The sequence below is a fragment of the Halomonas sp. ISL-56 genome (assembly GCF_018612805.1).
Lineage (GTDB): Bacteria > Pseudomonadota > Gammaproteobacteria > Pseudomonadales > Halomonadaceae > Vreelandella.
In genome coordinates, this window is record NZ_JAGGRO010000016.1 from 95,552 (window position 1) to 121,898 (window position 26,347).

General features: G+C 56.1%; 25 protein-coding genes and 1 riboswitch. Of the genes, 14 read left to right on the forward strand and 11 right to left on the reverse strand.

Features of this window, described 5'->3' with window-relative positions; all coding sequences use genetic code 11:
* Positions 1-38: 38 nt before the first annotated feature.
* The 6 genes from J7J49_RS14060 to epmB form a co-directional block, all read right to left on the reverse strand.
* Entirely contained in the window at positions 39-677 is a 639-nt protein-coding gene (locus J7J49_RS14060; protein WP_215093456.1) for an urea amidolyase associated protein UAAP2, read from the reverse strand.
* A 12-nt stretch (positions 678-689) separates the two neighbouring features.
* Complete coding sequence (locus J7J49_RS14065) at positions 690-1,427, reverse strand: urea amidolyase associated protein UAAP1 (protein ID WP_215093458.1); 738 nt, start codon at positions 1,425-1,427, stop codon at positions 690-692.
* Positions 1,424-2,218: an ABC transporter ATP-binding protein gene (locus J7J49_RS14070; RefSeq protein ID WP_064236494.1), complete on the reverse strand. Its 795-nt coding sequence runs from the start codon at positions 2,216-2,218 to the stop codon at positions 1,424-1,426. Before J7J49_RS14070 ends, J7J49_RS14065 begins: the two co-directional genes overlap by 4 nt.
* Positions 2,215-3,042 carry an ABC transporter permease gene (locus J7J49_RS14075; RefSeq protein ID WP_215093461.1) on the reverse strand — a complete coding sequence of 276 codons (828 nt, stop codon included), beginning with the start codon at positions 3,040-3,042 and terminating at the stop codon, positions 2,215-2,217. The genes J7J49_RS14070 and J7J49_RS14075 overlap by 4 nt, the downstream gene beginning before the upstream one ends.
* Positions 3,043-3,117: 75 nt before the next feature.
* Positions 3,118-4,194 (reverse strand): putative urea ABC transporter substrate-binding protein, encoded by a 1,077-nt coding sequence (locus J7J49_RS14080; protein WP_215093463.1) that lies wholly within the window; start codon positions 4,192-4,194, stop codon positions 3,118-3,120.
* Between the two features lie 57 nt (positions 4,195-4,251).
* A riboswitch (guanidine-I (ykkC/yxkD leader) is annotated at positions 4,252-4,374 on the reverse strand.
* Positions 4,375-4,585: 211 nt separating this feature from the next.
* Complete coding sequence (gene epmB, locus J7J49_RS14085) at positions 4,586-5,620, reverse strand: EF-P beta-lysylation protein EpmB (protein WP_215093466.1); 1,035 nt, start codon at positions 5,618-5,620, stop codon at positions 4,586-4,588.
* Positions 5,621-5,769: 149 nt separating this feature from the next.
* Here epmB and efp point away from each other — a divergent pair, with 149 nt between their 5' ends.
* Together efp and epmA are read left to right on the forward strand one after the other, a co-directional pair.
* Positions 5,770-6,336, forward strand: a complete 567-nt coding sequence (gene efp / locus J7J49_RS14090; protein ID WP_007114636.1) for an elongation factor P — start codon at positions 5,770-5,772, stop codon at positions 6,334-6,336.
* 91 nt (positions 6,337-6,427) lie between these two features.
* Positions 6,428-7,408: an EF-P lysine aminoacylase EpmA gene (gene epmA / locus J7J49_RS14095; RefSeq protein WP_064236498.1), complete on the forward strand. Its 981-nt coding sequence runs from the start codon at positions 6,428-6,430 to the stop codon at positions 7,406-7,408.
* Positions 7,409-7,434: 26 nt separating this feature from the next.
* Here epmA and asd read toward each other — a convergent pair whose 3' ends face one another.
* From asd to rsgA, 3 genes are read right to left on the reverse strand one after another with little or no spacing between them, the layout of a single operon-like run.
* Positions 7,435-8,268 carry an archaetidylserine decarboxylase gene (gene asd, locus J7J49_RS14100; protein WP_215093468.1) on the reverse strand — a complete coding sequence of 278 codons (834 nt, stop codon included), beginning with the start codon at positions 8,266-8,268 and terminating at the stop codon, positions 7,435-7,437.
* A 10-nt stretch (positions 8,269-8,278) separates the two neighbouring features.
* Positions 8,279-9,121 (reverse strand): sulfurtransferase, encoded by an 843-nt coding sequence (locus J7J49_RS14105; RefSeq protein ID WP_215093470.1) that lies wholly within the window; start codon positions 9,119-9,121, stop codon positions 8,279-8,281.
* Positions 9,122-9,139: 18 nt separating this feature from the next.
* Positions 9,140-10,159, reverse strand: a complete 1,020-nt coding sequence (gene rsgA / locus J7J49_RS14110) for a small ribosomal subunit biogenesis GTPase RsgA (RefSeq protein ID WP_064236501.1) — start codon at positions 10,157-10,159, stop codon at positions 9,140-9,142.
* A gap of 157 nt (positions 10,160-10,316) precedes the next feature.
* On the opposite strand from rsgA, the gene orn reads away from it, so the two are divergent.
* Positions 10,317-10,922 carry an oligoribonuclease gene (orn, locus tag J7J49_RS14115; RefSeq protein ID WP_215093472.1) on the forward strand — a complete coding sequence of 202 codons (606 nt, stop codon included), beginning with the start codon at positions 10,317-10,319 and terminating at the stop codon, positions 10,920-10,922.
* A 67-nt stretch (positions 10,923-10,989) separates the two neighbouring features.
* Here the strand turns inward: orn and queG are convergent, their stop codons facing one another.
* The gene (gene queG, locus J7J49_RS14120; RefSeq protein ID WP_215093474.1) at positions 10,990-12,081 is read right to left on the reverse strand and encodes a tRNA epoxyqueuosine(34) reductase QueG; all 1,092 of its coding nucleotides are present in this window, start codon (positions 12,079-12,081) and stop codon (positions 10,990-10,992) included.
* Positions 12,082-12,225: 144 nt separating this feature from the next.
* Here queG and J7J49_RS14125 point away from each other — a divergent pair, with 144 nt between their 5' ends.
* The 11 genes from J7J49_RS14125 to J7J49_RS14175 all read left to right on the forward strand — a co-directional run bounded on the left by J7J49_RS14125 (position 12,226) and on the right by J7J49_RS14175 (position 25,542).
* A complete protein-coding gene (locus J7J49_RS14125) occupies positions 12,226-13,698 on the forward strand; it encodes an NAD(P)H-hydrate dehydratase (protein WP_251048325.1) in 1,473 nt (490 codons plus the stop codon).
* An 11-nt stretch (positions 13,699-13,709) separates the two neighbouring features.
* Positions 13,710-14,261 (forward strand): tRNA (adenosine(37)-N6)-threonylcarbamoyltransferase complex ATPase subunit type 1 TsaE, encoded by a 552-nt coding sequence (gene tsaE, locus J7J49_RS14130; RefSeq protein ID WP_215093478.1) that lies wholly within the window; start codon positions 13,710-13,712, stop codon positions 14,259-14,261.
* Positions 14,252-15,715, forward strand: a complete 1,464-nt coding sequence (locus tag J7J49_RS14135) for an N-acetylmuramoyl-L-alanine amidase (protein WP_215093479.1) — start codon at positions 14,252-14,254, stop codon at positions 15,713-15,715. The genes tsaE and J7J49_RS14135 overlap by 10 nt, the downstream gene beginning before the upstream one ends.
* Before the next feature lie 18 nt (positions 15,716-15,733).
* A complete protein-coding gene (gene mutL / locus J7J49_RS14140; RefSeq protein WP_215093699.1) occupies positions 15,734-17,716 on the forward strand; it encodes a DNA mismatch repair endonuclease MutL in 1,983 nt (660 codons plus the stop codon).
* A 75-nt stretch (positions 17,717-17,791) separates the two neighbouring features.
* A complete protein-coding gene (gene miaA / locus J7J49_RS14145; protein WP_215093481.1) occupies positions 17,792-18,730 on the forward strand; it encodes a tRNA (adenosine(37)-N6)-dimethylallyltransferase MiaA in 939 nt (312 codons plus the stop codon).
* A 204-nt stretch (positions 18,731-18,934) separates the two neighbouring features.
* On the forward strand, positions 18,935-19,183 hold the full coding sequence (hfq, locus tag J7J49_RS14150; protein ID WP_007114649.1) for an RNA chaperone Hfq: 249 nt from the start codon (positions 18,935-18,937) through the stop codon (positions 19,181-19,183).
* Between the two features lie 37 nt (positions 19,184-19,220).
* Positions 19,221-20,531: a ribosome rescue GTPase HflX gene (gene hflX / locus J7J49_RS14155; protein ID WP_064236507.1), complete on the forward strand. Its 1,311-nt coding sequence runs from the start codon at positions 19,221-19,223 to the stop codon at positions 20,529-20,531.
* Between the two features lie 148 nt (positions 20,532-20,679).
* Positions 20,680-21,954 (forward strand): FtsH protease activity modulator HflK, encoded by a 1,275-nt coding sequence (gene hflK, locus J7J49_RS14160; protein WP_215093483.1) that lies wholly within the window; start codon positions 20,680-20,682, stop codon positions 21,952-21,954.
* On the forward strand, positions 21,955-22,851 hold the full coding sequence (hflC, locus tag J7J49_RS14165) for a protease modulator HflC (RefSeq protein ID WP_064236509.1): 897 nt from the start codon (positions 21,955-21,957) through the stop codon (positions 22,849-22,851).
* A 199-nt stretch (positions 22,852-23,050) separates the two neighbouring features.
* Positions 23,051-24,247, forward strand: coding sequence for an ATP phosphoribosyltransferase regulatory subunit (locus J7J49_RS14170; RefSeq protein WP_215093485.1), 1,197 nt, complete (start codon positions 23,051-23,053; stop codon positions 24,245-24,247).
* The gene (locus tag J7J49_RS14175; protein ID WP_007114654.1) at positions 24,247-25,542 is read left to right on the forward strand and encodes an adenylosuccinate synthase; all 1,296 of its coding nucleotides are present in this window, start codon (positions 24,247-24,249) and stop codon (positions 25,540-25,542) included. The genes J7J49_RS14170 and J7J49_RS14175 overlap by 1 nt, the downstream gene beginning before the upstream one ends.
* Positions 25,543-25,611: 69 nt before the next feature.
* On the opposite strand, the gene cobO is transcribed toward J7J49_RS14175, so the two are convergent.
* Positions 25,612-26,211, reverse strand: a complete 600-nt coding sequence (cobO, locus tag J7J49_RS14180) for a cob(I)yrinic acid a,c-diamide adenosyltransferase (protein ID WP_064236511.1) — start codon at positions 26,209-26,211, stop codon at positions 25,612-25,614.
* Positions 26,212-26,347 lie beyond the last annotated feature (136 nt).

Sequence of the window (26,347 nt, forward strand, 5' to 3'; positions counted from 1 at the left end):
TTGCTTGGCCTTCTAGGGTCGTCCCTAGGGCGAATTACTTATTCCCAAACCAACAGCTCAATGGGGGTGGGGTTGTAGCCGTTGCAGGGGTTGTTGAGCTGGGGGCAGTTCGAGACCAGCACGATCACATCCATTTCGGCGACCATCTCCACGTACTTGCCCGGCGCGGAGATGCCGTCCTCAAAGGTCAGCCCACCGTCGGCGGTGACTGGGACGTTCATAAAGAAGTTGATGTTGTGGGTGATATCGCGCTTGGTCAGGCCGAACTCTGGAAAGTTGGCGATGGCCTGCATCCAGTTATCCCGGCAGGAGTGCATATGGCGCTTTTCCAGGTCGTAGCGCACGGTGTTGCTCTCGCTGGCGCAGGCGCCGCCCAGGGTGTCGTGGCGGCCACAGGTGTCGGCGCTGATCGTCAGCATGGCGCGTCCCTCGCTGGACATCAGCGTGGTGCCCGCGGTGAGGTAGACCGCCACCTGCTCGCGCACCGTATCCATGGCGCTGTAGCGCTCGGCAGTATCGTCGGCGCTGAAGAACAGCGTGTCGGCGGCCTGGTTGCCCTCTAGGTCGAGGATGCGCAGGGTCTGGCCGCGCTTGACGGTGCCAATGTAGTGATCGCCCGCGTTCACCGTGGTGCGGCTCAAGGCATTTTCGGGGCGTAAAGTGCTTTCAATAATCATACGGCGTCTCCCTTATAAGCCGAGGTGGTAGAGGCGATTGTTGGCAAAGCCGCGCGCGTTTTCCGGCCGTGAGCGATAGCAGGGGTCGTCTTCTGTCGGCGGCTCGGCGGTGCCGAGCGCAATATCCACACCGCGGCGGGGGTAGTCAGCGCTGGGGTCGAGCGGGTGGGGGCAGGTGTGCAGCAGCACCAGCGTGTCCATTTCAAAACGCAGCGTTACACTATTGCCGGGTTGGCAGTGGCCGGGCACATAGCGCAGCTTGCCTTCGTCGTCGCTCTCCACGCGGGAGAAAATATTGAGATTGGCGGCCATGTCCCGACGGCCCAGGCCATACTTGGCGAGCTCGACCAAAAAGGCGTCGAAACCGGTGAGGGTCCAGTCGTTGTGGGCCTGCTGATAGCTGATTGGCTGCCAGCCTTTTTTCAGCAGATGATGGGGCATCAGGTTGCCGCTCACGCTGTCGTGCCAGCCTAGGTCGTCATGGGTGATAGAGGCGAAAATGCGCCCCATATCTGAGTAGAGGCAGTGGCCCTGGGTGAGCTTAAAAGTGTGCTGGCACTTCAAGGTGTCGGGCAGGTTTAAGCGTTCCAGCAGGTTTTCCGGGTTGTAGCACAAAAGCCCTACGTTGCTGTCGGCTTCCTGCGCGGTCAGGGTCAGAGTGGTGCCACGGCGCAGGCGCAGCGACCAGTGGTGCCCGCCGGGTAAATGGGTGGTGTAAGCGGGCTGGCTATTGATAACAGCGTCTGTCATAGCAGCGTCTCCTGGGAGTGGGTATTCAGACCGCCTTGTTGAAGCGCCTCTTGTAAATCTGTTGAGGGACGGTCTCTGGAAATGGGCAGGTCGTAGGTGATCGTGGCCCCAAAGGCTTCAGGTGCCTGTGGGTCGTGGCGGGTTTTATCGAAGACCCACAGCCGAGTACCTAGCTCGAAGGCCTCTTTTAAGTCGTGGGTGATCATGAAAATCGTCAGCTGCTGCTCTTGCCATAGGCGATTGATCAGCACGTGCATATCCTGGCGGATGCCCGGGTCAAGCGCGCCGAAAGGCTCATCGAGCAGCAAAATACGCGGCCGCATCATCAGCGCCTGGGCAATGGCCAGGCGCTGCTGCATACCACCGGAAAGCTCGTGGGGGTATTTGTTAAGCGCGTGATCCAGGCCGACTTCGTCGATGCGCGCGCGGGCTTTTTCCACAGCGCGACGCTTGGTAGCGCCGAAGCTTTTGCCCAGCAGCTTGGAACTGTGCAGCTCATCGGCAATCATCACGTTGCCGAGCACGGTTAAGTGGGGAAACACGGAGTACTTCTGGAACACCACGCCCCGATCCGGCCCCGGTTCATTGGGAATGGGCTGATCATCCAGGGTTAAGCTGCCGCGCGAGATGGCTTCGGTGCCTAACAGCATTTTTAGAAAGGTGGTTTTACCGCAGCCTGAAGCACCCACTAAGGTGACAAACTCCCCAGGCTCAACGCTGAAATTAAGATTTTCGAGCACCACATGGTTGCCGTAGTGCTTTTCTAACCGTTTGGCCGCCAGCAGGCTCATGACTTATCTCCTTCGCCTGAGTGGTACCAAGGGAATGCCAGCCGCGATACCCAGGCCAATAGCTGGTCAAGCAGGAATGCCAAGAGGGTGATCCAGGCGACATAGGGCAGAATTATGTCCATGGAAAGATACCGACGGACGAGAAAGATGCGGTAGCCAAGCCCTTCCTGAGCGGCAATGGCTTCTGCAGCGATCAAAAACAGCCACGCTGTGCCTAGCGCCAACCGGGTGGCGTTCAGTAACCGAGGCGTAAGCTGGGGCAGCAGGACCCTTAACAGCACCTGCCAAGAGCTGGCGCCTAGCGTTTGCGCCTTGATCAACTGCTCGTCGGGAAGCCGTAGGGCGTGGCCTTGTAAATCCCGAATAAGAAACGGGGTGACCCCAATGACAATTAGCGCGATCTTGGCAGCCTCGCCAGTGCCAAAAGCGATAAACAGAATGGGGAGTATCGCCATGGGGGGAATCAGTGAGGCGACGGTGACCAGCGGTGAGAACTTGGCGCGAATGATGGGGATGCCGCCGTTGATGATGCCCACGACTAAGCCAATCAGGGCGCTAATGCCCACGCCGATGACGATGCGCTCTAGGCTTGCGAAGGTGTCTGTCCATAGCACAATCTCCCCCGTACGCACATTTTCGGCGGTGGCCAAATGATAAAAGGTGCTGGCCATATTAGAGGGTGTCGGCAACAGACGGTCGTTAGGGTTTTCTGCCAATCTTGCATTGGAGAGGCTCATATAAAGCATCGCCAGCAGCAAAAAAGGCAGTAGCCCTAATAGCCAACGGCTTCCCCGGGAAGGCGTTAGGTTTATTAATCGCTTCATGGCGGTGTCCACGGAAGGTGAGAGCAGGGGGAGCGGCAGACGCCACTCCCATCGCGCTAAAGTAGTCGCAAGCCATTACTGGGCGTCGAGGTAAGCTTGGGTAAAGCTTGGATTGAAGCGCAGTAGTACGTTGTTCTCATCGCCAAACACGCCGCTGGGGGTCTCGATGCCGACAACGCCCGCATTAGGCGCCATGTCGCCGAGCAGACCGTGCTCAAAGCTGAACTCGGCGACCCGCTCCATGGTGTCGAGCAGCTCGGGGCTCTCCATCAACTCAATAGCTTCAGCGGGATCGGTATATAGATAGGTGGCCGCCAACTGATTCCGATAGCCCTCCAAATCTGTACCTGCCGCATCGGCCATCATCGTTAGTGCGCGCTCGTCGTTATTGGCCATCAGCTCCATGACTTCGTACCAAGCACCGACCAGTGCGTGACCTAGCTCGGGGTTTTCGGCAAGGGTTTGAGTGTTGACGACCATCAGATCAAGAATTTCACCGGGAATTTCGGCAGAGGTGTACACAACATTGGCGTTGGGCATCTCAGTGATGGCACTGAGTTGAGGATTCCAGGTAGTAACGGCTTCGGTTGATTCGCTGGTGAAGAGTCCGACAATGTCGGCGTCGGCGGTATTGATAGTTTCGATATCACGCTCAGTCAAACCGACGCTCTCCAGCGCCCTAGCAAGCAGGTAGTGCGATACGCTGAACTGAACCAGATTGACGTTGCTGCCCTCAATATCGGCAAGTTCGTCGCTGTTTTTCATGACAATGCCGTCATTGCCGTTGGAGTAATCGCCAACAATTAAAGCGGTAGAATCAACGCCACTGGCGGCGGGTATGGTTAGCGTATCCATATTGGTCATGGCGCAGCCGTCAACGTTGCCCGAGGTAAACTGGTTAATCGACTCGACGTAGTCGTTGACCTGTACCACATCGATGCTGATGCCGTACTCGTCGGCCCATTTGTCGACTACGCCTTCAATATCGGCGTAGGCCCAAGGCATCCAGCCCGCATAAATTGACCAGCAGACACTGAACTCATCGCGTTCTTGGGCTTGGGCGGGAGAAATGGCAAGCGTAGATGCGAGTAGCGCGGCAGATAGGGGAGCGAGGGAAAAGCTTTTCAGGGAGATACGATTGGCACGGGTCATGACAGCCTCCAGCGGCTAAGAGAAAACTCGGGGGCATCGGCGCATCACTGCACCTTATCCTCCCGGGCTTTTGTCCCGCCGTGTAACCTTCTGCCTTAGCATTAGGTCGATTGCTCTCGGACCAGCCACAGCCATCAGGGGTAATACGTTGATGGTGTCGGAACCCTAGCGATCTATTGGAAACTAAATTGTCTGGCAGCGTTAGCTACCGATACCCCGTTTGTTACGCTTAGATACAGAGCAAAATCGTGGCCGATTCAACCTAAATCTTTCCATTTCAGTTAATTACAGTGCAGGCACTGTAAGAACAGTTAAGGCACTGATTTGCTGTATGCATTTTAATGGTGCGAAAAAACAGCTTTATGCACTAATTTGTGCCGCTTGGTCAGCGTCAAAGTGGCGTTTTACTGCCCTTACTAGGAATTTCCCGCACCAGGCGCGGCATCAAGAACCCCGGTAAATGATCGCGCAGTTGAGCAACAAGCTCACGGGCTTCACTATCCGGCACATCAAAATGCGCAGCGCCCTGTACGGGGTCGAGTACGTGTAAGTAGTAGGGCAAAATGCCCGCTTCAAATAGCCGTTCCGACAGAGTAGCTAAGGTTGGCACATCGTCGTTAACATCACGCAGCAGGACGCTCTGGTTGAGTAGCGTCACTCCGGCTTGTTTAAGCCGCGCGCAGGCGTCGACCACTGCTTGGTCAATCTCGTTGGCGTGGTTGATATGCAGCACCACGACTTTTTGTAAGCGGGTCGATGTCAGCCAGCCAAGGAGGGCGTCGTCAACCCGGTCGGGAATCACCACCGGCAGGCGGGTATGAATGCGTAGTCGTTTAAGATGCGGGATGCTTTCTAACTGTTCCACCAACCATGCCAACTGGCGATCATTGGCTGCCAGCGGATCGCCGCCGGAGAGAATCGCCTCGTGAATAGTGGTGTCGCTGCGAAGGTAGTCGAGAGCTTGCTGCCACTGGGCCCTGGAGGGCGAGTTGTCGCTATAGGGAAAATGGCGACGAAAGCAGTAGCGGCAGTTGATCGCACAGTTAGGGCTGGCGATCAGCAGCACGCGGCCCGCATACTTATGAATCAGCCCTTTAACGGGCTGGTGTTCGGCTTCTTCAAGTGGGTCGTTGACGTAGCCATGGGGCGTGAGCGCTTCTTCGCCTAACGGAATCACTTGGCGCAGCAGCGGGTCGTTTATGTCGGCATAGGCTATTCTGTTGAGATACGCTTCAGGCACACACACTTCAAACAGATCGTGGCCTACTTTGGCGCCTGCCCACCATTCGCGGCTGAGTCCTATACGTTCGCAGAGGACTTTTGGGTCGCGAATGGCATGGGAAAGCTGCTGTTGCCAATTGGAATGCGCCATTGAGCTGCCTTGGCTTTGCGATTCAGACGCGGCAATAATGATGTTCTCCTGCAAAAAGCACTCCTTCGGGTTATCATGCGCGCACTTATTTAACGACGCCATTTACAACGCTGCTGGCATATAAACAAGCGGGCTGCGGCAAAGTAGGGCGTTGCGCACCACCTGTTGAAACAAATAACTGAAATGGATGATTGAGAGGCATTATGGCGAACTATTCTACCAACGAATTCAAGGCTGGTCTGAAAGTAATGCTCGACGGCGATCCTTGTTCGATCGTTGAGAACGAACTGGTCAAGCCCGGTAAGGGGCAGGCGTTTAACCGCGTTAAACTGCGTAACCTGATGACTGGCCGTGTAGGTGAGAAGACTTTCAAATCCGGTGACTCGCTGGAAGGTGCCGACGTCATGGATTTGGAGATGGAGTATCTCTACACCGATGGTGATATGTGGCACTTCATGAAGACCGATGGCTCGTTTGAGCAGTATGCGGTAGAGAAAAAAGCGCTAGGCGATTCCGTCAAGTGGCTGAAAGAGCAGGTGCCCTATATCATTACGCTTTGGAATGATAAGGCTATTTCCGTGACGCCGCCTAACTTCATCGAGCTGGAAGTCGTTGAAACGGATCCAGGTTTGAAAGGCGATACGGCCCAAGGCGGTTCTAAGCCTGCGACGCTATCGTCTGGCGCTGTTGTTCGCGTACCGCTGTTTATCAATCAGGGCGAAGTGCTGAAAATTGATACCCGCAGTGGCGACTACGTCTCCCGCGCTTAATCGCTTTTCAGAGCGCTAGTATGTCTTAATGGCCACGCACGCATTGTGTGTGGCCATTTTTAAGTGGGAATTGTGTGTCTAAGGAGTAGTTATGGCCAGTGATTGGCAACCCTCAGCGTCAATTGAAACGCTGCGCGAGCGAGCGCGGTTACTGGCCAAAGTACGCGCTTTTTTTGCCCAGCGTGATGTGCTGGAAGTCGAGACGCCGGTGCTTGGGCAAGGTGGCAGCACGGATGTCCACTTGGTGTCACTTCACACCTTGGCACGTACGGATAAAGGTCAACGCCGTCTCTGGCTACAGACGTCTCCTGAATTCCATATGAAGCGCCTGTTAGCGGCGGGCAGCGGGCCGATCTTTCAGCTTGCGAGAAGCTTTCGCGACGCTGAAATCGGGGCCCGTCATAATATCGAGTTTACTATGCTGGAGTGGTATCGGCCGCAGTTTACGCTGGAGAAGCTGATTGATGAGACCGCTACTCTCATTATGTCACTGTTACCCAGGTTTCCCGGTTCGCTGGTGCATTACCGCTACCGGGAGCTATTTCATACCCATTTAGAGGTCGACCCTTTTACCACGTCACTGGAAAAACTGCGTTCGCTAGCTGCTAAGCGAGCGCAAATGCCAGACAAGGCTTTGGCCGGTGAAGGCCGCGACACCTGCCTTGACCTGTTGATGAGCGTGGTGATCGAACCGCAGCTAGGTCAGCATGAGCTCAGCGTGGTGGTTGATTATCCGGCCAGCCAGGCGTCCTTGGCGCGCCGCCATCAAGATGCTGAGGGTGAGTGGGTGGCTTCCCGCTTTGAGGTCTATCTGAACGGTATTGAATTGGCCAACGGCTACGATGAGCTAACCGATGCGGCTGAGCAGCGCGCGCGCTTTGCAGCAGACAACGCTGAGCGCCGTCGTTTGGGCTTACCGGAGGTAGATGTCGATGAACGTCTGCTGGCTGCGCTAGCGCATGGACTGCCTGAAGGAGCTGGTGTGGCGCTGGGGATAGATCGTTTGATTCAGTTAGCACTTGGCAAAGCACGCCTGGAAGACGTGCTCGCATTCTCAACGCCTAACTGCTAGAAAACCGTTAACTAGAGACCAGCTAACTAGAGAGCCGCTAGCGACTCTCCCATGCTGACCATCGTCGCGAGGGGGCGTTCTTCGAAATTCACCGGCTTGGCGAAGCACATCACCACGGTGGAACCGAGCTTGAAGCGGCCCATCTCGGCGCCTTTTTCTAGCGTGATCGGTTGGCCAAACTGGATGCGCTGTGGGTGGTCTGAAAGTGGCGTTACCTGCCCTGACCATACTGTTTCGATAGCGGCGACAATCATGGCACCTACTAATACCATCGCCATTGGGCCTTGCGGGGTATCAAAGATACATACTAAGCGTTCATTGCGGGCGAAGAGGCCCGGCACGTAGTTGGCGGTGGCTTGGTTGACGGAGAACAGTCGCCCAGGTACGTAGATCATTTCGCGCAGGGTGCCGGTTACCGGCATATGCACCCGGTGGTAGTCTCGTGGTGAGAGGTAAACGGTGGCAAAGCTACCGCCTAAGAACTCTTCTGCCAGTGCCGTGTCGCCGCCGAGCAGGGTTTGGGCGGAGTAGGTGTGGCCTTTGGCTTGCACCAGTTGGCCGGCCTGTAGGCGCCCGTGTTGAGAGAGCGTGCCGTCGGCGGGGCTTAGGATGCCATCGCCTAGTGGGCGCGCATCTGCTTTTAGTGCGCGGGTGAAGAAGTCATTAAAGGTGGCGTAGGCGGTGGGGTCAGGTTCCAACGCTTGGCTCATATCGACATCAAAGCGTTTGATAAACGCCTTGATCAGGTTGTTTTTCACCCAGGGGTTATCGCACTGGGCGAACTTGCCTGTCAGGCGCGAGAGCGCGTGGTGAGGCAGCGGGTATTGGAGTAGCGAAAAGGCTTTTTGGGAGAGGGTCACAGTAATATTTTCACTTCTCAATCGGTGTGTCGTCGCGGTTGCCCCATTCGCCCCAGGAGCCTGCATAGCCGCGCATATTAAAGCCCAGCGCCTTGCCCACCAACCAGGTAAAGCTGCTGCGGTGGTGGCTCTGGCAGTGGGTGGCGATTTCCATATCGGGCGTTAGGCCTAGGGCGCCTAGCTCGGTGATCAGCTCGGCATAATCGCGAATGCGCAGCGCGCGTTGGCGATCCATGGCGTGCAGCCAATCCATGTTGACTGCACCGGGGATGTGGCCCAGGTGCTTGTTGTTACCGCGCACGCCATCGTACTCATCTTTGGAGCGCGCATCCCAGATCGCAAACTGCTTATCGTCAAGCTTCTCTTTAATCTCTTCAAACGTGATCAGAGTGTCGGGGTTAAGAATCTCCGCTTGGTATTCACTGGGCGATGGAGCCGTCGGTTCGATGCTCTCTTCAAGGCCTGCATCCCGCCAAGCGTGAATGCCGCCGTTTAAGTAGGAGTAGCGGGTGTGGCCGATCAGATCTAGCGTCCACAGTAGCCGTGCCGCCCAGCCGCCGCCTTCGTCATCGTAAGCCACGACGTGGGTGTCGCGGGTCAGGCCTAAGGCACTAAACAGCCTTGAGAGGACATCCACATCGGGAACGTCGCTGGGGACTGGCCCTTCGCCGCGCATCAAGTAGCGGAAGTCGAGGAATATAGCGCCGGGCACATGGCCCTGACGATAGCTGTCGCCGTTGACCGGTACATCGATAATCAGCAGCTGCGGATCATCCAAATGCGCCTGCAGCTGTTCAGGCTCAACGATCAGCGGCAGCAGGTTGGTTTCCGACGATTGGCGTTCAGTGCTCATGGCTCACTCCTGTAAATCCTAGCTATCCAAACTATCGAGAATGCGCCGATAGCTGGTAAAGCGTGCTGGATGAATCTTGCCTGCCTCAACCGCTGCAAGTAAAGCGCAGCCGGGCTCATTGCGATGGCGGCAGTCACGAAAACGGCAGTGACCAATATAGTCGTGAAACTCAATGAAGCCGTCGGTGACTTCCTGCTCATTGAGGTGAACCAGGCCAAACTCGCGAATACCCGGTGAGTCGATGAGGTCGCCGTCGGCCACCTCGGCACGACTCATGGTGTAAAGGCGTGCCGTGGTGGTGGTATGGGTGCCTTTGCGGGAGTCTTCCGAAAGCGCACCGATGCGCAGCGTTTCGTCGGGTAGCAAAAGATCAATCAGCGATGACTTGCCGACGCCGCTCTGGCCAACAAACACCGACGTACGCCCTTCAAGCTGGCTGCGTAGCTCGTCTAGCCCGTTCTCTGTGGCAGTGGTGGTACGCACCACGGGATAGCCCAACGCGCGATAGCGTTCAAGTAGCTTACCCAGCTCGCCGCCATCTTCTGGCAGCAGGTCGGTTTTATTGAGCACCAGCACTGGCGCAATACCGGTAGCTTCGGCAGCCACCAGGTAGCGATCAATAAGGTTGGCGTGGGGCGCGGGTTCTACCGCGAACACGATCAACAACTGGTCAATATTGGCGGCCACCGGTTTAAGTAAGCCGCGGGCGTCAGGGCGCTTAAGTACGCTGTCGCGCTCCTCCCGGGCGACCACCACGCCTGAGCCTTCTTGCCCGGCGCGCCAAATTACCCGGTCGCCAGTGACCAGACCGTCCAAATTGGCGCGTAAGTGGCAGCGCACCGGCTCATTATCGCTGTTGCGCACCTCAAGGGTACGCCCAAAGTGAGCAACGACACGGCCCGGCTGTTCGGCGCCGTATTCGCCTGCGGCAAGTTTTTCAGCGTCCTGCACATCGCGTTTTTCTGCGCGCTGGGCACGTTCCGACTGCACTTTATCGACGCGCCACTGCTGCTGGCGACTTAATTTACGTTTGCTCATGACCACCTGATGATCGTTACAATAGCGGTCATTGTACCTAGCAAAGGTGTCATTGTATTGATCTAGTCGCTACGCTTGCCTGTATAGCTGCTTGACGGACTTATTTAAGGCACACTTACATGATGTTAATCGTAATTTAGGCTAAGGAAGAACGCTAATGAGCAACGAAGCGGCGGGTGCGGCGAAAGATCAAATGGCGCCACGGGATGATCTGCTGGTGTGGATTGATCTAGAGATGACCGGTCTGGATCCTAATAAAGAGCGCATTATTGAGGTGGCCACACTGATTACTGATGCGGATTTAAACGTGGTCGCGGAAGGGCCGGTGATCGCGGTGAAACAGCCCGATAGCCTGCTGGCGCAGATGGATGACTGGAATCAGAAAACCCACGGCGAGTCGGGCTTAGTCGCACGGGTGAAAGCCAGCCAGGTAGAAACCGCCGAAGCCGAGCAGCAAACCCTGGCGTTTCTACAGCAGTACGCGGTGGCAGGTTCGTCACCGATGTGTGGCAACAGTATCCACCAGGATCGCCGTTTTTTAGAGCGTGAAATGCCTGCGCTGCTGAACTTTTTCCACTACCGCAATCTTGATGTGTCGAGCATAAAAGAGGTGGCCAAACGCTGGAACCCAGGCGCGCTGGCGGGCTTTAGTAAGCAGAATGTACACTTGGCCATGGACGATATTAAAGAGTCGATTGCTGAACTGGCGCATTACCGGGATACATTTTTGCGCGTTGATCAGCGCAGCGACGAAGAAGAGTAGTTAAGAAGAGTAGTTCAGAAGAGTAGTTCAGAAGAATCGTTAAGAAGAGTGGCTAAAAGAGTAGCGCTTAAGACGCGTCAGTGGCAATGCGCTCACTGCGTTTAAGACGTTGCTCCTCAAGCGCCCAGGCGACGTGTTCGCGCACCAGTTCGCTTGGGTAAGCCCTGCGCGCCCATAGTGCGGCTTCAACGCTCTCGCTCCAGGGCGCGTTACCCAGGCCAATGGCGATATTGCGCAGCCAGCGCTCATAACCAATGCGGCGGATAGGGCTGCCGGCGGTCTTATCTAGAAACTCTGCTTCGCCCCAGGTAAATAGGCTTATAAGCGACGTGCGGTCTAGGTCATGGCGCGGCGCAAAATCACCTTCCTGGGTGATATGGGTAAAGCGAGTGAATGGGCACACAAGCTGGCAATCATCGCAGCCGTAAATACGATTACCCATGGCGCGGCGGTACTCCACCGGAATCGTGCCGTGCAGTTCAATGGTCAAGTACGAGATGCACTTGCGCGAGTCGATGACTTTGTCGTCCACGATGGCGCCGGTGGGGCAGGCCGTTCGGCAGGCGCTACAGCTGCCGCAGTGTTCATGCTCAAAGGGTTCATCAACGGGAAGCGGGAGGTCGGTGTATAGTTCGCCCAGAAAGAATAGCGAGCCCGCTTTAGGGTTAAGTAGCATGGCGTTTTTGCCAAACCAGCCTAGCCCAGCTTTTTGCGCTAGGGCGCGCTCCATGACCGGCGCCGAGTCGACAAACGCGCGGTAGCCGAAGTCGCCGACTTCTTGCTCAATTTTTTTGGCTAACAGGGCTAACCGTTTGCGTATTAGCTTGTGATAATCGCGCCCTAAAGCGTAGCGCGAAACATAAGCGCGGCTGGGCTGGCCGAGCACCTTGGTGCTCTCCACCTCAGCGGGTAGGTAATCCATGCGCACGCTGATAATGCGCTGAGTGCCGGGTTCAAGTTCTGCAGGACGGGTACGCTTAGTGCCGTGCTTGGCCATAAAGCCCATTTCACCGTGATGGCCGTTTTCCAGCCATGCGTCGAGGTAGGCTTCATGAGCGGACAGTTCAGTATCGGTGATACCCACCTGCTGAAAGCCCAGCTCGCGCCCCCAGGATTTAATGAGGCCGGCAAGATCGGTAAGCGTGTTTTCTGAAAGCATGGGCGCCGTTTTGTCGCGAAAAATGAAAAGCCAAAGGAACTGGACGTTGATACTCAGCGGTTAGGCGTTAGCCGCGCTATGCTAACGCATTGGTAGCCATCAAAACATGTGAAAGGAGCGATCGTGTCGATCTCGAATACTTCCATGCTACGCCCATTATATAAAGCCGCCCAGGTGCGGGAGCTCGATCGGCGCACCATTGCCGGTGGTATCGATGGCTTTGCATTGATGCAGCGCGCCGCCTCAAGTGCCTGGCACAGCTTCCGATCGCGTTGGCCTCAAGCGCGAAGCATCAGCGTGCTATGTGGCAGCGGGAACAACGGCGGCGATGGTCATGTGCTGGCAGCGCTGGCCATGCAGTCCGGTCTTAAAGTTCAGCGGGTAACCCTTAAACCCCTTGAGGAGCTAAACGGTGACGCGGCACGTGCAGCAGAGTTGGCGACCTCCGCAGGCGTAGGCTGCGAAGAGTGGAGTGCTGGGATAACGTTCACCGGCGAGGTAATTGTCGATGCGCTGCTAGGCACCGGTTTAAGCGGGGAGGTAGAGGGGCGTTTCAAGCGTGCTATTGAAATGATCAACGCCGCCGACCAGCCGGTACTGGCGATTGATATCCCTTCCGGGTTAGTGGCTGACACCGGCGCTGTATTGGGGATTGCCGTTAAGGCCGCCTGCACGGTGACGTTTATTGGCGATAAAGTGGGTTTGCACACCGGGGATGCACCGGCCTACACCGGCGAAATAGATTTTCGCCCTCTTGGCGTCAAGGCCCAGGCCTATTTCGATATTCCGCCCACGGCCTGGCGCTTGGATGATTCGTTATTGACAGAGGCCTTTGCGCCACGCCTACGCACTCACCATAAAGGAGACATGGGCCACGTGCTGGTGATGGGCGGGGCTCCTGGATTTGGCGGGGCGGCGCTACTCGCCTGCCAAGCCGCCGCACGGTTGGGGGCGGGTAAAGTGAGTTTGGCGACCGCCCCAGAGCATATCACCGCTAGTTTGGTGCGCTGCCCTGAAGTGATGGCCCATGGCGTTCGCGGTGGCGCTGAGGCCGCTGAGTTGCCTAGCAATGCTGACGTTGTGGTGGTCGGGCCAGGACTTGGTCAGGCTGCCTGGGGACAAGCGGTGCTTCAGAGTGCGCTGCAGTCAGACGCGCCTTTGGTAGTCGATGCCGATGGCTTGAACCTGTTGGCGCGACAGTGGCCGGATGTTCGCCGCGATAACTGGATATTGACGCCGCACCCCGGTGAAGCCGCGCGGCTATTGGGCTGTGAGGTGGCTGATATTCAGGCGGATCGGCCCGCAGCAGCCCTAGCGCTGCAACGCGCCCGAGGGGGCGTGGTGATTCTAAAAGGTGCGGGAAGTTTAATTGCTGGCCCCAGTGGTTTGGTGATATGCCCTTACGGTAATCCAGGCATGGCCAGCGGTGGCATGGGCGATGTGCTCAGCGGCATGCTAGGGGCGCTGATGGCGCAGCGTGGTGACGTGGAGTTTAGCGCTTGGTTGGGCACCATGGTGCACGCGTTAGCGGCAGATCGCGCAGCCGAGGAAGAAGGTGAGCGTGGCCTGCTGGCCAGCGATCTGGCATCCTATGCGCGAAAATTGATTAATCCGTGAAGGCAGCCCACATGCAGGTGCGATTAGACAGTGAAGAAGCCCAGGTTGCTTTTGGCGAAGCATTAGGGCAGGTGTTGCAAGGACGCGGACGGGTGTATCTAGAGGGTGAGCTGGGCGCCGGTAAGACGACGCTAACTCGCGGCATTCTGCGCGCTTACGGGCATCAAGGGGCCGTTAAAAGTCCTACCTATACGCTGGTGGAGCCTTACGAACTAGGCTCCCAGCGGATTTATCATCTAGATTTGTACCGTTTGTCGGATCCAGAAGAGCTAGAGTTTATCGGTGGTCGAGACGTGCTGGCCGACGATGCACTTAGCATTATTGAGTGGCCTAGCCGCGGTGAAGGATGGCTGCCAGAGCCGGATCTTCGTCTGGTGCTGGAAGTAGTGGATTCAGGGCGTTTGGTTTCCTTAGTAGCGGGAAGTGATCAAGGTGAGCGCACATTGGCCTCTTTGCAACGTCAGGTAAGCAATGCCAATAAGCTAAGCAATGCCAGTAAGATAGGTAACGCAAGTAAGCTAAGTTCCGACCAGTTGGAGAGTGGTGTGATTCAATGGAAATAAAGGGCACAGCGGCACGCGTATATCGCTTTTTAGCCGTCAGTTTTTTTGCCCTGGCGGCGGTTAATGTTCAAGCGTCCAGCGTGGAAAGTATGCGTTTGTGGGCGGCGCCGGATCATGCCCGGCTGGTATTTGATCTCTCCGCTGCCACCAATGCCAACGTGTTTTCGCTGGAGAACCCGGCGCGGTTGGTGATTGATTTAGATGATACCCAAATGGATACCGACCCAAGTACGCTGCCTTTGCATGATAGTGCAATTACCTCGGTGCGCACTGGTACGCGTGAGGGTGGTGGACTAAGGGTGGTGCTTGAACTTAACCGTGAGATTGAGCCGCGTCATTTCACTCTGACGCCCAATGATCAATACGGGCACCGTCTGGTAGTGGATCTCGAATACCCCGGTGAGAGCGCTGTTGATAACCCGATCGACCCTATCGAGGCGATGATACGGGATCAGGAAATTCAGGCCCAACGGGCATCGGCGCAAAGTCAGTTGCCAGGCACCGTAGAGCCGCCCAGTGACGCAGTGCCGGTTGAGGTTCAGGAAGCCAAGCCGCATCCGCGCAGAGACATTATTATCGCCGTCGATGCCGGTCACGGTGGCGAAGACCCAGGGGCAATCGGCCCCTCAGGCACTCGTGAAAAAGACGTAGTGCTGGAAATTGCCCGTCGTTTGGCCTCGCGGGTCAATGACACGCCGGGCTTCAAGGCGGTGCTAACGCGCGACGGCGACTATTATATAGGGCTGCGTCAGCGTACGGCATTGGCGCGTGAACAGAAGGCGGACTTCTTTGTTTCCATTCATGCTGATGCCTTTACTAGCCCACGCCCTCAGGGCAGCTCGGTGTATGCGCTCTCCCAACGCGGCGCCACCTCAGAAACCGCCCAATGGCTGGCGGATAGCGAGAACCGCTCTGATCTGATCGGCGGCGTTGATGGCAGCCTCTCTTTGCGCGATAAAGATCAGGTGCTGCGCGGGGTATTGTTGGACTTAACCATGACCGCTACCTTAAACGATTCGCTGTCTATCGGCGGGCAGGTGTTGGAGCAGTTAGGGCGGATTAATCGGCTCCATAAGACACGCGTTGAACAGGCTGGCTTTATGGTGCTGAAGTCTCCCGATATCCCCTCGTTGTTGATTGAGGTGGGGTTTATCTCGAACCCAGACGAAGAGCGTCGCTTGCGCGACCCGGTGCATCAGTCAGGACTTGCTCAGGCTATCTTCAGCGGCATGCGCGAGCATTTCGAGCGCTACCCGCCGCCAGCCAGCCTGCTTGCATGGCAGCGTGATAACCAGCGTAGGCCTTCGGGTAACGAGTACCGTATTCAGTCGGGAGATACTCTATCGGCGATTGCCGTGCGCCACGGCGTGCCGGTGAATCAACTGAAGCAGGCCAATGATCTGAATGGTGACGTTATTCGCGTTGGTCAGGTGTTGCAGATTCCCCGTTCATGAGGTGTCGTGTTGACTGATGTGACTGCTAGTGCACCGCGTATTCATGTGCTCGACCCGCGACTGGCTAACCAGATTGCCGCCGGTGAGGTGGTTGAGCGCCCTTCATCTGTCACCAAAGAGCTGATTGAAAACGCCATCGATGCCGGCAGCCAGCGTATCGAGGTAGACATTGAGCAGGGTGGCGCGCGGCTGATTAAGGTGCGCGATGACGGTATTGGCATTGGTGAAGAGGATTTGCCGCTGGCCCTAGCCCGCCACGCCACCAGTAAGATTGGCAGCCTCGAAGACTTAGAGGGGGTTAGCTCGCTAGGCTTTCGCGGCGAAGCGCTGGCCTCTATCAGCTCTGTCTCACGGCTGGAATTGATCTCTAATGCTGAAGAGGATCCCCGTCACGGCTGGCGGGTGGTGGCGGAAGGGCGGGGCATGGATGCACGCGTTACCCCCGCGCCCCACCCGCGTGGCACCAGCGTCGGCGTGCGTGACCTGTTTTTCAATACCCCGGCCCGACGCAAGTTCCTGCGTACTGAAAAGACCGAGTTTGCTCATGTGGAAGAAGCATTCCGCCGCCAGGCGTTATCGCGTTACGACATCACCTGGGTATTACGCCATAATCAAAAAGTCATTCACCAACTCCCGGCAGGCCATTCAGCGGCGGCTCGCGAGCGGCGGATCGCCTCGCTGCTGGGTAAGAATTTTATCGAGCACGCTCGCTATATCGAGCGCGAAGCGGGCGGTTTGCGGTTAAGCGGCTGGGTGGGGCTGCCCACCCATTCGCGCTCCCAGGCAGACCAGCAGTACTTCTTTGTTAATGGTCGCGTAGTGCGTGACCGCCTGGTCGCCCACGCGGTGCGTCAGGCCTATCGCGACGTTTTGTTTAACGGCCGTCACCCGGTGTTTGTGCTCTATCTGGAACTAGATCCAGATGTGGTGGACGTCAACGTTCACCCCACCAAGCACGAAGTGCGTTTTCGCGATGGCCGCATGGTGCACGATTTTCTCTACTCAAGCCTCCACCACTGCCTAGCCTCCGCTAAACCGGCCGACCGTTCAGGTGATGGCTCAGGTGACGGTTCAGGTGATAGTTCAGGTGACGGTTCAGATAGTGGCTTAGACGAGCGTGCCGCAGAGAGTGGTGCCGATGAGGCCGGTGCATTAGGCGCAGCGCCAAAGAGCGTAGCGTCACAAGCGGGCATTGAGCAGCCCCGCTGGCAGCAACAGGGTATCGCCTTGACTCACTCGCCGGATCGCCACCCTGGTGCTGCGCGCGTGCGGCGCTTTATGCAGGGCTATCAAGCGCTTCACCCTGATCACGAAGAGACGCTGTTAACGCCTCAGCCGAGTGCCCCCCCCGGTGAGTGGGGTAGTGAGGTGCGTGAAGCACCTCTGGCAATGCCCGACAACGATCCCACTGCAGCGCCGCCGCTGGGGTTTGCTCTGGGGCAGTTGCACGGTATCTATATTCTGGCTCAAAACGCTGAAGGGCTGGTGCTGGTGGATATGCATGCCGCCCACGAACGCATTGTCTATGAGCGTATGAAAACACAGCTGGCCGCCGCGAAAGGGTTGGCTGCGCAGCCGCTGCTGGTGCCTGTCTCCATTGCCGCTAGCCGAGCAGAGGTGGCTACCGCAGAGAGCGAGCAGCAGGCGATCTCCAAGCTGGGTATTGAGTTGGATATTGCCGGGCCTGAGACGCTACTGGTACGCCAATTGCCCGCCTTGCTGGCCCAGGCTGATCCTGAGGCGCTGGTGCGCCAGATGCTGGAGGAATTGGCGCGGTATGGGCGTACCCATCAAGTGGAGGCTCGCTTACATGAGTTGCTCTCCACCATGGCGTGCCATGGCAGTGTGCGCGCCAACCGGCGCCTGACGATCGACGAAATGAACGCGCTGTTGCGGGATATGGAGCGCACCGAGCGCAGCGATCAATGTAACCACGGTCGCCCTACCTGGACACAGATGGGGTTAAAAGCGCTCGATCGGTTGTTCTTGCGTGGTCAATAGCCGCATAGATAATCGCAACGACTCTTTTGTAGCGACTCTTTTTAACTACCCTTTTCTTACTTGATGGAAACGCGCATGGCTGATACGCGCCCCTGGGCAATTTTTTTGATGGGCCCAACGGCCGCCGGAAAAACCGATGCGGCGATGGCGCTACACGAACGGCTGGGGCATGAGCTGATTAGCGTTGACTCGGCGATGGTGTATCGCGGTATGGATATTGGCAGTGCTAAGCCCAGTATGGCTGAGCTTACCCGCGCACCCCATCACTTGATCGATATCCGCGACCCCGCTGAGCCCTATTCTGCAGCCGATTTTCGTGAAGATGCGCTACAGCTAATGCGACAAATTAGCGCGGCGGGCAGAGTTCCTCTACTGGTCGGCGGTACCATGCTGTATTACAAGCGACTGGTCGAAGGTGTGGCGAATTTGCCCTCTGCTGACCCGGTTATTCGTCAGTGGCTCGAAGCGCAGTGGCAACGTGAAGGGTTATCGTCGCTGCACAAACAGTTGAGTGAGGTGGATGCGATCTCTGCCCAGCGTATCCATCCCAATGATCCACAGCGTGTAATGCGTGCGCTTGAAGTGTATTACGCCAGTGGGCGGACGATGAGTGAGCTGTGGGCGGAGCAACAGCCGGAAACCTTTCCCTGGCGCGTGTTGTCGATAGCATTGGCGCCTAATGACCGGGCGCTTTTGCACCAACGTATTGCCCAGCGTTTCGAAGTAATGTTGGGTGAGGGCTTGATAAATGAAGTCGCCGCCCTCAAAAAGCGTAATGACTTACATTTAGGCCTGCCGGCGATGAAGAGTGTTGGTTATCGCCAAGTGTGGGAGTATCTAGAAGGTGATTACGATTATGCCGATCTCGTTGAGCGAGGCGTTATCGCAACTCGTCAGCTAGCCAAGCGTCAATTAACCTGGTTAAGAAGTTGGCCAGCGCTTAATTGGGTAGATTCACAGCGTTCAGACGCGCTGGATCAGGTGCTGAAACTCGTGCGTGACAGCGGTGCTTAGCGTAAGATAGGTCGCTAAGGTAGGTCTCTAGGATAGTAACTTAGTAAGTGCGTTTTCGATTGGCTGAGTGATTGGGCCTTTCGCGAACCTCAAAGCTCCTCGGGCATCACTTCGCCTTCCGGGCAGTAATAAATAGTGCGGCGTAGCACCAGTAGGGCACGCCATTTGATAATTAACCCCAACGACAGTTTTAGGGAGAGCAACATGTCCAAAGGGCAGTCCCTTCAAGACCCGTACTTGAACATCCTGCGCAAGGAGCGCATTCCGGTCTCTATCTTTTTGGTCAACGGCATTAAGTTGCAGGGCCAGATCGAATCGTTTGACCAGTTTGTTATCCTACTGCGTAATACCGTCAGCCAGATGGTTTATAAACACGCTATTTCTACGGTTGTCCCTTCTCGCAACGTACGCTTGCCTGCGCAAGACCCGGCAGAGCAGGATGCGGAGATTTAATACCGCTGAAGCAGCAAGAGAGTCCACGAGGTATTGATTGTTTTTCGAACGCCCAGACGCCGGTGAAACGGCAGTTCTTGTTCATGTTGATTTTCATGATGAACAAAAACGTGAAGACCCGGGTGAGTTTTTAGAGCTCGTACGCTCTGCGGGTGCAGAGCCTGCGACTCTACTCACTGCTAGCCGCCACCGACCTGACTCGAGGACTTTTATTGGGTCAGGTAAGTTGGAAGAGCTGCGGGCACTGCTCGCGGCTCACGAAGCTGAGCTGGTGATCTTCAACCATAGCTTAAGTCCCTCTCAAGAGCGCAATGTTGAGCAAGAGCTCAAATGCCGAGTGCTTGACCGTACCGGTCTGATTCTCGATATCTTTGCGCAACGGGCACGAACCCATGAGGGTAAGCTGCAAGTAGAGCTTGCTCAGCTGGAATATATGTCGACCCGCCTAGTGCGTGGATGGACACACCTTGAACGCCAAAAAGGCGGGATTGGCCTGCGCGGCCCTGGTGAAACGCAGCTTGAAACGGACCGTCGCCTGCTGCGTGGGCGAATTAAATCGATTCATAAACGGCTCGATAAAGTACGCAGTCAGCGTGACCAGAATCGCCGCGCGCGTGCGCGTGCAGAAATTCATAGCGTATCGCTGGTGGGGTACACCAACGCTGGGAAGTCGACACTTTTTAACGCCTTGACCAATGCCGAGGTGTATGCCGCCGACCAGCTATTTGCGACACTTGACCCCACGCTGAGACGGCTTGAGATTGAAGACGTTGGCCCCGTTGTGATGGCCGATACCGTGGGCTTTATTCGTCATTTGCCACACAAGTTAGTTGAGGCATTTCAAGCCACGCTTCAAGAAGCATCAGAGGCGTCACTATTAGTGCACGTGATTGATGCCGCAGACCCAGACCGCGAATTAAACGTGGAACAGGTGGAGTTAGTGCTCAAAGAGATCGGCGCGGATGATGTGCCGGTACTCAAGGTCATGAATAAAATTGATAAGCTCGATAGTGCCCCGCGCATAGAACGTGATGGCCATGGCGTACCCGAGGTGGTTTGGCTCTCGGCCCAAAATGGTCAGGGTCTTGAGCTACTCCACGAAGCGCTAACCGAGCGCCTGGCCAACGATGTCATTGGCTTTTCGCTGACACTCACGCCTGAGCAAGGTAAGCTGCGCGCTGGCCTTCATGAGCTGAATGCTGTTCGCGAGGAGGCCTTTGACGAACACGGGCAATCAGTATTGGATGTGCGTTTGCCGCGGCGTGATTTCAACCAGTTAATGGCTCAGTTAGGCGAGCGTGCCAATACCTACTTACCTGTTGCGTTGCAGGAAACCGAAGATTGGTAGCCTCACCGTTTAATGTCTAGTACGCTGTCATTATCTGCTGTTGTATAAAAACGGTACAAGATTTACATAGCAATAATATCAAAACGCCAGCGCTTCGTTGATTGACGAAGCCAGATGCGTGAGCGAATACCCTTAGTGGAGAAGAAGTATGGCCTGGAATGAGCCTGGTGGTGGCAACCAGCACGACCCTTGGAGTAGCGGCGGCCGACGCGGTGGAAGTGATGGTGATGGAAGCCGCGGTAATAATAATGGCAACGGCGGTGGCAATAAAGGGGGCAATAACCAAGGGCCTCCGGACTTGGATGAAGCGCTGAAAAAGTTTCAGGACAAGCTCAACAGTATGTTGGGTGGCGGTAAAAAAGGCGGTGGTAAGAAAACCGGTGGTGGCGGTAGTGATAAAAGCCGTAACCCCTTTGCGCTGCCAGGCCTGATTATTATCGTTGCGCTGGCGATCTGGGCTGCTATGGGCTTCTACTTAGTGGATCAATCCGAGCGTGGTGTTGTGCTCCGCTTTGGCGAATACCAAAATGTCGTCAATCCTGGCCTTCAGTGGAATCCGCCGCTGATTGACGATGTTCGTATGGTCAATGTGACCCGTGTACGCTCGCTGTCACAAACGCAGTCGATGCTGACTCGTGACGAAAACATTGTCGAAGTGGAAATTTCTGCTCAGTACCAAGTGGCTAACCCGCGCGACTTCGTACTCAACGTACGTGATCCAGCTATCTCGATTGAGAACGCGCTTGATTCAGCCCTACGTCACGTGGTTGGCGGTACCGATATGATCGATATACTTACCTCGGGTCGTGAGATTCTAGGTAGCTCGGTCGCTAGCCGTCTGCAGTCCTACCTCGACAACTATGGCGCCGGTATTCGTTTACAAACCATCAACATTGAGTCCACTTCGGCGCCTGCGCCCGTGATTGACGCTTTTGATGATGTTATCCGTGCACGTGAAGATCGCCAGCGTACGATCAACCAAGGTATCGCCTACGCCAATGCGATTATTCCTGAAGCACAAGGTCAGGCGCAGCGTATTGTTGAGCAGGGCCAAGGTTACCGTGAGTCGGTCGTTGCTGAAGCGCAAGGTCAAGCCAACCGCTTTAACTCTCTGTTGACCGAGTACACTAATGCACCGGAAATCATGCGCGAGCGTATGTACCTAGACACAATGGAAGAGGTGTTCGGTAAAACGCCGAAGGTGCTTTTGGATGTAAGCGAAAACGCCCCGTTGATGTACTTGCCGCTGGATCAGTTGAGTGGCAGAAGTGGTAGCCAAGGTCGCGCATCAACAAGCGGTAGCGCTAATAGCAGCGATGAGCAGCTAGACCCTAATGTGCTTGAGCGTTTGCGCAACACTCAGGGGAGTTCCAGCTCTTCATCAAATACGAATAGTAGCTCCATCCGCAGGGAGGGCCGGTAAATGATTAATAATCGATCCCTGCTAATTGTTGGTGGTCTGGCGGCCGTTGCGTGGCTGGCGAGCAATACTCTGTACGTGGTAGACGAGACCGAACGCGCCGTTAAACTGCGTTTTGGTGAAGTCATCGAAGAGAATATTCAGCCTGGCTTGCACGCAAAAGTGCCGATCGCGCAAACGATCCGTAAGTTTGATACGCGTTTGCTAACGCTGGATACGGATACCAGTCGCTATCTGACGCTTGAGCAGAAAGCGGTGATTGTCGACTCCTACGTTAAGTGGCAAGTGGTTAATCCTACGCGTTACTACGAGGCGACAGCGGGTGATGAACTGATGGCTATCCGCCTGATTCAGCCGCGAGTAGATGAGAGCTTGCGTAATGAATTTGGTCGTCTGAACCTTCAGGAAATTATTGCCGAACGGCGTGATGACTTGATGATTGGCCCTACCGAAGAACTTGATTCACTAATGCGTGAAGAGCTCGGTGTGGCCATTCGTGATATCCGCATTAAGCGCATCGACTTGCCTGAAGATGTGTCGGCCGCCGTATTTGAGCGGATGCGTTCTGAGCGTGAGCGTGAAGCCCGCGAATGGCGTGCCCAGGGTCAGGAAGAGGCCGAGCGGATTCGCGCCAACGCGGATCGCCGTCGCCAAGTACTGCTTGCCCAGGCCAATGAACGCTCTGAGACACTGCGCGGTGAAGGTGATGCCCAGGCCGCTGCGATCTTCTCTGAAGCGTATAGCCAGGATCAGGAGTTTTTCTCCTTCTGGCGTAGCCTTAATGCCTACAGCGAAAGCTTCGCCGATGATGGCAATCTAATGGTGCTGGAACCGAGTAGCGATTTCTTCCGCTATTTGCGAAGCGCTGACCCGCAAAGCGGTGAAGATAACGGCGAGTAAAACGTTGTTGGCCGGTGTTCCTCGTCTTGGTTGGATGACAGCCAAGCGGGGTTCACCCGGCGCATAAACGTGATAGAATTTACTAACCGGGCGTCGCCCGGTTTTTTTGTGGCCCTCGTTTAACGCTAATGTCGCCAATGACCATGCTACGTTACTGATTGAATTTGTTGGGCCTTCATCGTCTTGCAGGATTGTTTACATGACCATTGCTGACCGCTGGCTGCTGCCCGACGGCATGGATGAGGTGCTTCCTCCTCAGGCAAGCCGCATGGAAGAGCTGCGCCGTGCGCTGCTCGATCTTTACCACTGTTGGGGGTATGACCAAGTCATGCCGCCACCCGTGGAGTTTCTAGACTCCCTGTTAACAGGCACCGGTACGGATCTGGATCTTCAGACTTTTAAACTGACCGACCAGTTGACGGGACGCATGATGGGCGCCTCGGCAGATGTTACGCCGCAAGTTGCGCGTATGGATGCCCACTCACTAAAGCGTCAGGGACCAGTACGGCTGTGTTATTGCACCAACGTACTGCGCGCTAAGGCGGATCAGCATCAAGGAGGGCGTAGCCCGGTGCAGGTGGGTGCTGAGCTGTTTGGTCATGCGGGGCTTGAGGCGGATAGTGAAATTATTCACTTGGCGCTGGCCAGTATGAAAGCCGCGGGTGCCGAAGAGATACACTTGGCGCTTGGGCATATCGGTATTTACCGTAGTCTTGTAGAGGCTGCAGCGCTGAGTGACGAACAAGAACGTGCGTTATTTGAGGCGCTAGCGCTAAAATCACCGAGTCAACTGGCAAGGCTTGTAGACGCCAGTGTCAGCGACCCGGCGTTAGCGGACATGCTGTTAGCCCTGGGTGAGTTGCATGGAGGCGCAGATATCCTACGCCAGGCGCGGGAGCGGTTTGCTGGCGCGCCAGCCTCGGTCACGGCCGCGCTGGATCAGTTGGACGCCCTTTACCAGGGGGTGCTGGCACGCTTTGATGTCTCGTTCTATTTTGACCTGGCGGAGCTGCGCGGCTATCAATACCACACGGGTATGATGTTTGCCGCCTATGTGCCGGGATACGGTCATGCGTTGGCGAAAGGCGGTCGCTATGACGATACGGGACAGGCCTTTGGCCGTGCACGCCCTGCCACCGGCTTCTCGATGGACTTGAAGCAGTTGGCGTCATTGGCGCTAGCATCACCGGTTCGCGGGGCTATTTGGGCGCCTGCTACGCAGGATGAGGCGCTCAACGCTGTCATTGTCGAGCTGCGTGAGCAGGGAGAACGCGTGATTCAAGCGCTGCCTGGGCAGCGTACTGGGCCGGCGGAGCATGAGTGTGACCGCTATCTTGAGCTTATCGATGGTCGTTGGCAGCCAACGGCCCTGACACAAGAGACGAGTGCATCATAATGGGTAAGAATGTCGTAGTGCTGGGCACCCAATGGGGTGACGAGGGCAAAGGTAAGATCGTTGATCTGCTGACTGAGTCCGCATCTGCCGTGGTGCGCTTTCAGGGTGGTCACAACGCCGGCCATACCCTGGTCATCGACGGTGAGAAGACCGTCCTCCACCTGATTCCTTCAGGTGTTCTGCGCCCAGGCACAAAGTGTGTGATTGGTAATGGCGTGGTGCTTTCACCTGAAGCGTTGATCAAGGAGATTCGTGAGCTGGAAGCCAAAGGCGTGCCAGTGCGTGAGCGACTGCGTCTTTCGCCGGCCTGCCCGCTGATCCTGCCTTATCACGTGCGCCTGGATCAGGCCCGTGAAAAAGCTCGTGGCATCGCTAAAATTGGCACCACTGGCCGCGGCATTGGGCCCGCCTACGAAGATAAAGTAGCCCGCCGTAGCCTGCGCTTAGGCGATATGCTGCATCGCGAGCGCTTCGCTTCCAAGCTGGGTGAAGTGCTCGACTACCACAACTTTGTACTGGTTAATTACCACGGTGAACCGGCGGTCGATTTCCAGGAAGTGCTCGACACGGCCATGCAGATGGCTGAAGAGTTGCGCCCCATGGTGTGCGATACCGTCAGCATGGTGCACGACCTGCGCAAGGCCGGTGAGAATATCCTGTTTGAAGGCGCTCAAGGCTCGCTGCTGGATATTGACCACGGTACTTACCCTTACGTCACCAGCTCCAACACCACGGCAGGGGGTGTTGCGACGGGCTCTGGCGTTGGCCCACTGTATTTGGATTATGTGCTGGGTATTACCAAGGCTTACACAACTCGCGTGGGTTCAGGCCCGTTCCCTACTGAGCTGTTCGACGTTGACGGCCGTCACCTAGCCGAGCGCGGCCATGAGTTTGGCGCCACCACTGGACGGGCGCGTCGCTGCGGTTGGTTTGACGCCGTCGCGCTGCGTCACGCGGTGCAGATTAACTCGGTATCGGGTATCTGCTTAACCAAGCTTGACGTGTTAGACGGGCTAGAAAATATTCGTGTCTGCGTTGGCTATCGCAGTAAAGATGGCGATGTATTGGATAACCCGGTGGACTCTGAGGGCTTCGAAGCAGTTGAGCCGCTTTATGAGGACTTACCTGGCTGGAAAGAGTCAACGCTGGGCGCCAAGCGAGTTGAAGATTTACCTGCTAATGCCCGCGCTTACATCAGCTATCTGGAGAAGCAGGTGGGCGCCAGTATCGATATTATTTCCACCGGCCCAGACCGCATGGAAACCATTGTGCTGCGTAACCCATTCGATAGTTAAGAACGGTGCAAACTGATTATCAGTGAGCAGGCGCACAAAAGGGGCAACTTGGTTTGCCCCTTTTGCTAATTAAAAATCGATGCCACGGCGCGCCTGAAGGCCGTTGTTAAAAGCGTGGCGCACCTCCTGCATTTCGGTCACCGTATCGGCCATGGCGACGAGTTCACGGTGAGCGTTGCGGCCAGTAATAATCACCGTCTGTTCTGAAGGGCGATTCTCCAGTGCTTGCTTCACTGTGGCGATGTCCAGATAGCCAAACTTGAGCATATAGGTGATCTCGTCGAGTACTACCAGATAGGTCTCTGGATCGGCCAGCATGCGCTCAGCCTCTTTCCATACCTCTTGGCAGGCGTCGGTATCCGCTTGGCGATTTTGGGTATCCCAGGTGAAACCAGTGGCCATAATCGCCACCTCTAGATTAGCATCCTCCTCCAAACGGTTGCGTTCGCCGCACTCCCATAGCCCCTTAATAAACTGCACCACGCCCACTTTGTAGCCGTAGCCCAAAGCGCGAGTAACCGTGCCCCAGGCGGCCGTCGTTTTGCCTTTTCCGTTACCGGTATTAATAATGATTAGGCCGCGCTGCTCGTTGGCCCCGGCGACTTTCTCCTCTACGCGCGCTTTAAGCTTCTCCATGGAGGCTTTGTGGCGGGTGTCGCGGTCACTCATGGTATCTCCTGGGTAAAAAAGGGTAGGCTGAACAATAGTCAATGCTATAAACCGCTAGCCTAAGCTATCCGCAGCAGGTTTAACATCACCATAGATCTACTTAAAGACAGTTTTTGTACAAATATTTGCCAGCTGT

Excerpts from the sequence above, each read along its gene's own strand:
- J7J49_RS14060 (WP_215093456.1), bottom strand. The coding sequence starts at position 677 with ATGATTATTGAAAGCACTTTACGCCCCGAAAATGCCTTGAGCCGCACC.
- J7J49_RS14065 (WP_215093458.1), bottom strand. The coding sequence starts at position 1,427 with ATGACAGACGCTGTTATCAATAGCCAGCCCGCTTACACCACCCATTTA.
- J7J49_RS14070 (WP_064236494.1), bottom strand. The coding sequence starts at position 2,218 with ATGAGCCTGCTGGCGGCCAAACGGTTAGAAAAGCACTACGGCAACCAT.
- J7J49_RS14075 (WP_215093461.1), bottom strand. The coding sequence starts at position 3,042 with ATGAAGCGATTAATAAACCTAACGCCTTCCCGGGGAAGCCGTTGGCTA.
- J7J49_RS14080 (WP_215093463.1), bottom strand. The coding sequence starts at position 4,194 with ATGACCCGTGCCAATCGTATCTCCCTGAAAAGCTTTTCCCTCGCTCCC.
- efp (WP_007114636.1), top strand. The coding sequence starts at position 5,770 with ATGGCGAACTATTCTACCAACGAATTCAAGGCTGGTCTGAAAGTAATG.
- epmA (WP_064236498.1), top strand. The coding sequence starts at position 6,428 with ATGGCCAGTGATTGGCAACCCTCAGCGTCAATTGAAACGCTGCGCGAG.
- J7J49_RS14105 (WP_215093470.1), bottom strand. The coding sequence starts at position 9,121 with ATGAGCACTGAACGCCAATCGTCGGAAACCAACCTGCTGCCGCTGATC.
- rsgA (WP_064236501.1), bottom strand. The coding sequence starts at position 10,159 with ATGAGCAAACGTAAATTAAGTCGCCAGCAGCAGTGGCGCGTCGATAAA.
- orn (WP_215093472.1), top strand. The coding sequence starts at position 10,317 with ATGAGCAACGAAGCGGCGGGTGCGGCGAAAGATCAAATGGCGCCACGG.
- queG (WP_215093474.1), bottom strand. The coding sequence starts at position 12,081 with ATGCTTTCAGAAAACACGCTTACCGATCTTGCCGGCCTCATTAAATCC.
- J7J49_RS14125 (WP_251048325.1), top strand. The coding sequence starts at position 12,226 with ATGCTACGCCCATTATATAAAGCCGCCCAGGTGCGGGAGCTCGATCGG.
- tsaE (WP_215093478.1), top strand. The coding sequence starts at position 13,710 with ATGCAGGTGCGATTAGACAGTGAAGAAGCCCAGGTTGCTTTTGGCGAA.
- J7J49_RS14135 (WP_215093479.1), top strand. The coding sequence starts at position 14,252 with ATGGAAATAAAGGGCACAGCGGCACGCGTATATCGCTTTTTAGCCGTC.
- miaA (WP_215093481.1), top strand. The coding sequence starts at position 17,792 with ATGGCTGATACGCGCCCCTGGGCAATTTTTTTGATGGGCCCAACGGCC.
- hfq (WP_007114649.1), top strand. The coding sequence starts at position 18,935 with ATGTCCAAAGGGCAGTCCCTTCAAGACCCGTACTTGAACATCCTGCGC.
- hflK (WP_215093483.1), top strand. The coding sequence starts at position 20,680 with ATGGCCTGGAATGAGCCTGGTGGTGGCAACCAGCACGACCCTTGGAGT.
- hflC (WP_064236509.1), top strand. The coding sequence starts at position 21,955 with ATGATTAATAATCGATCCCTGCTAATTGTTGGTGGTCTGGCGGCCGTT.
- J7J49_RS14170 (WP_215093485.1), top strand. The coding sequence starts at position 23,051 with ATGACCATTGCTGACCGCTGGCTGCTGCCCGACGGCATGGATGAGGTG.
- J7J49_RS14175 (WP_007114654.1), top strand. The coding sequence starts at position 24,247 with ATGGGTAAGAATGTCGTAGTGCTGGGCACCCAATGGGGTGACGAGGGC.
- cobO (WP_064236511.1), bottom strand. The coding sequence starts at position 26,211 with ATGAGTGACCGCGACACCCGCCACAAAGCCTCCATGGAGAAGCTTAAA.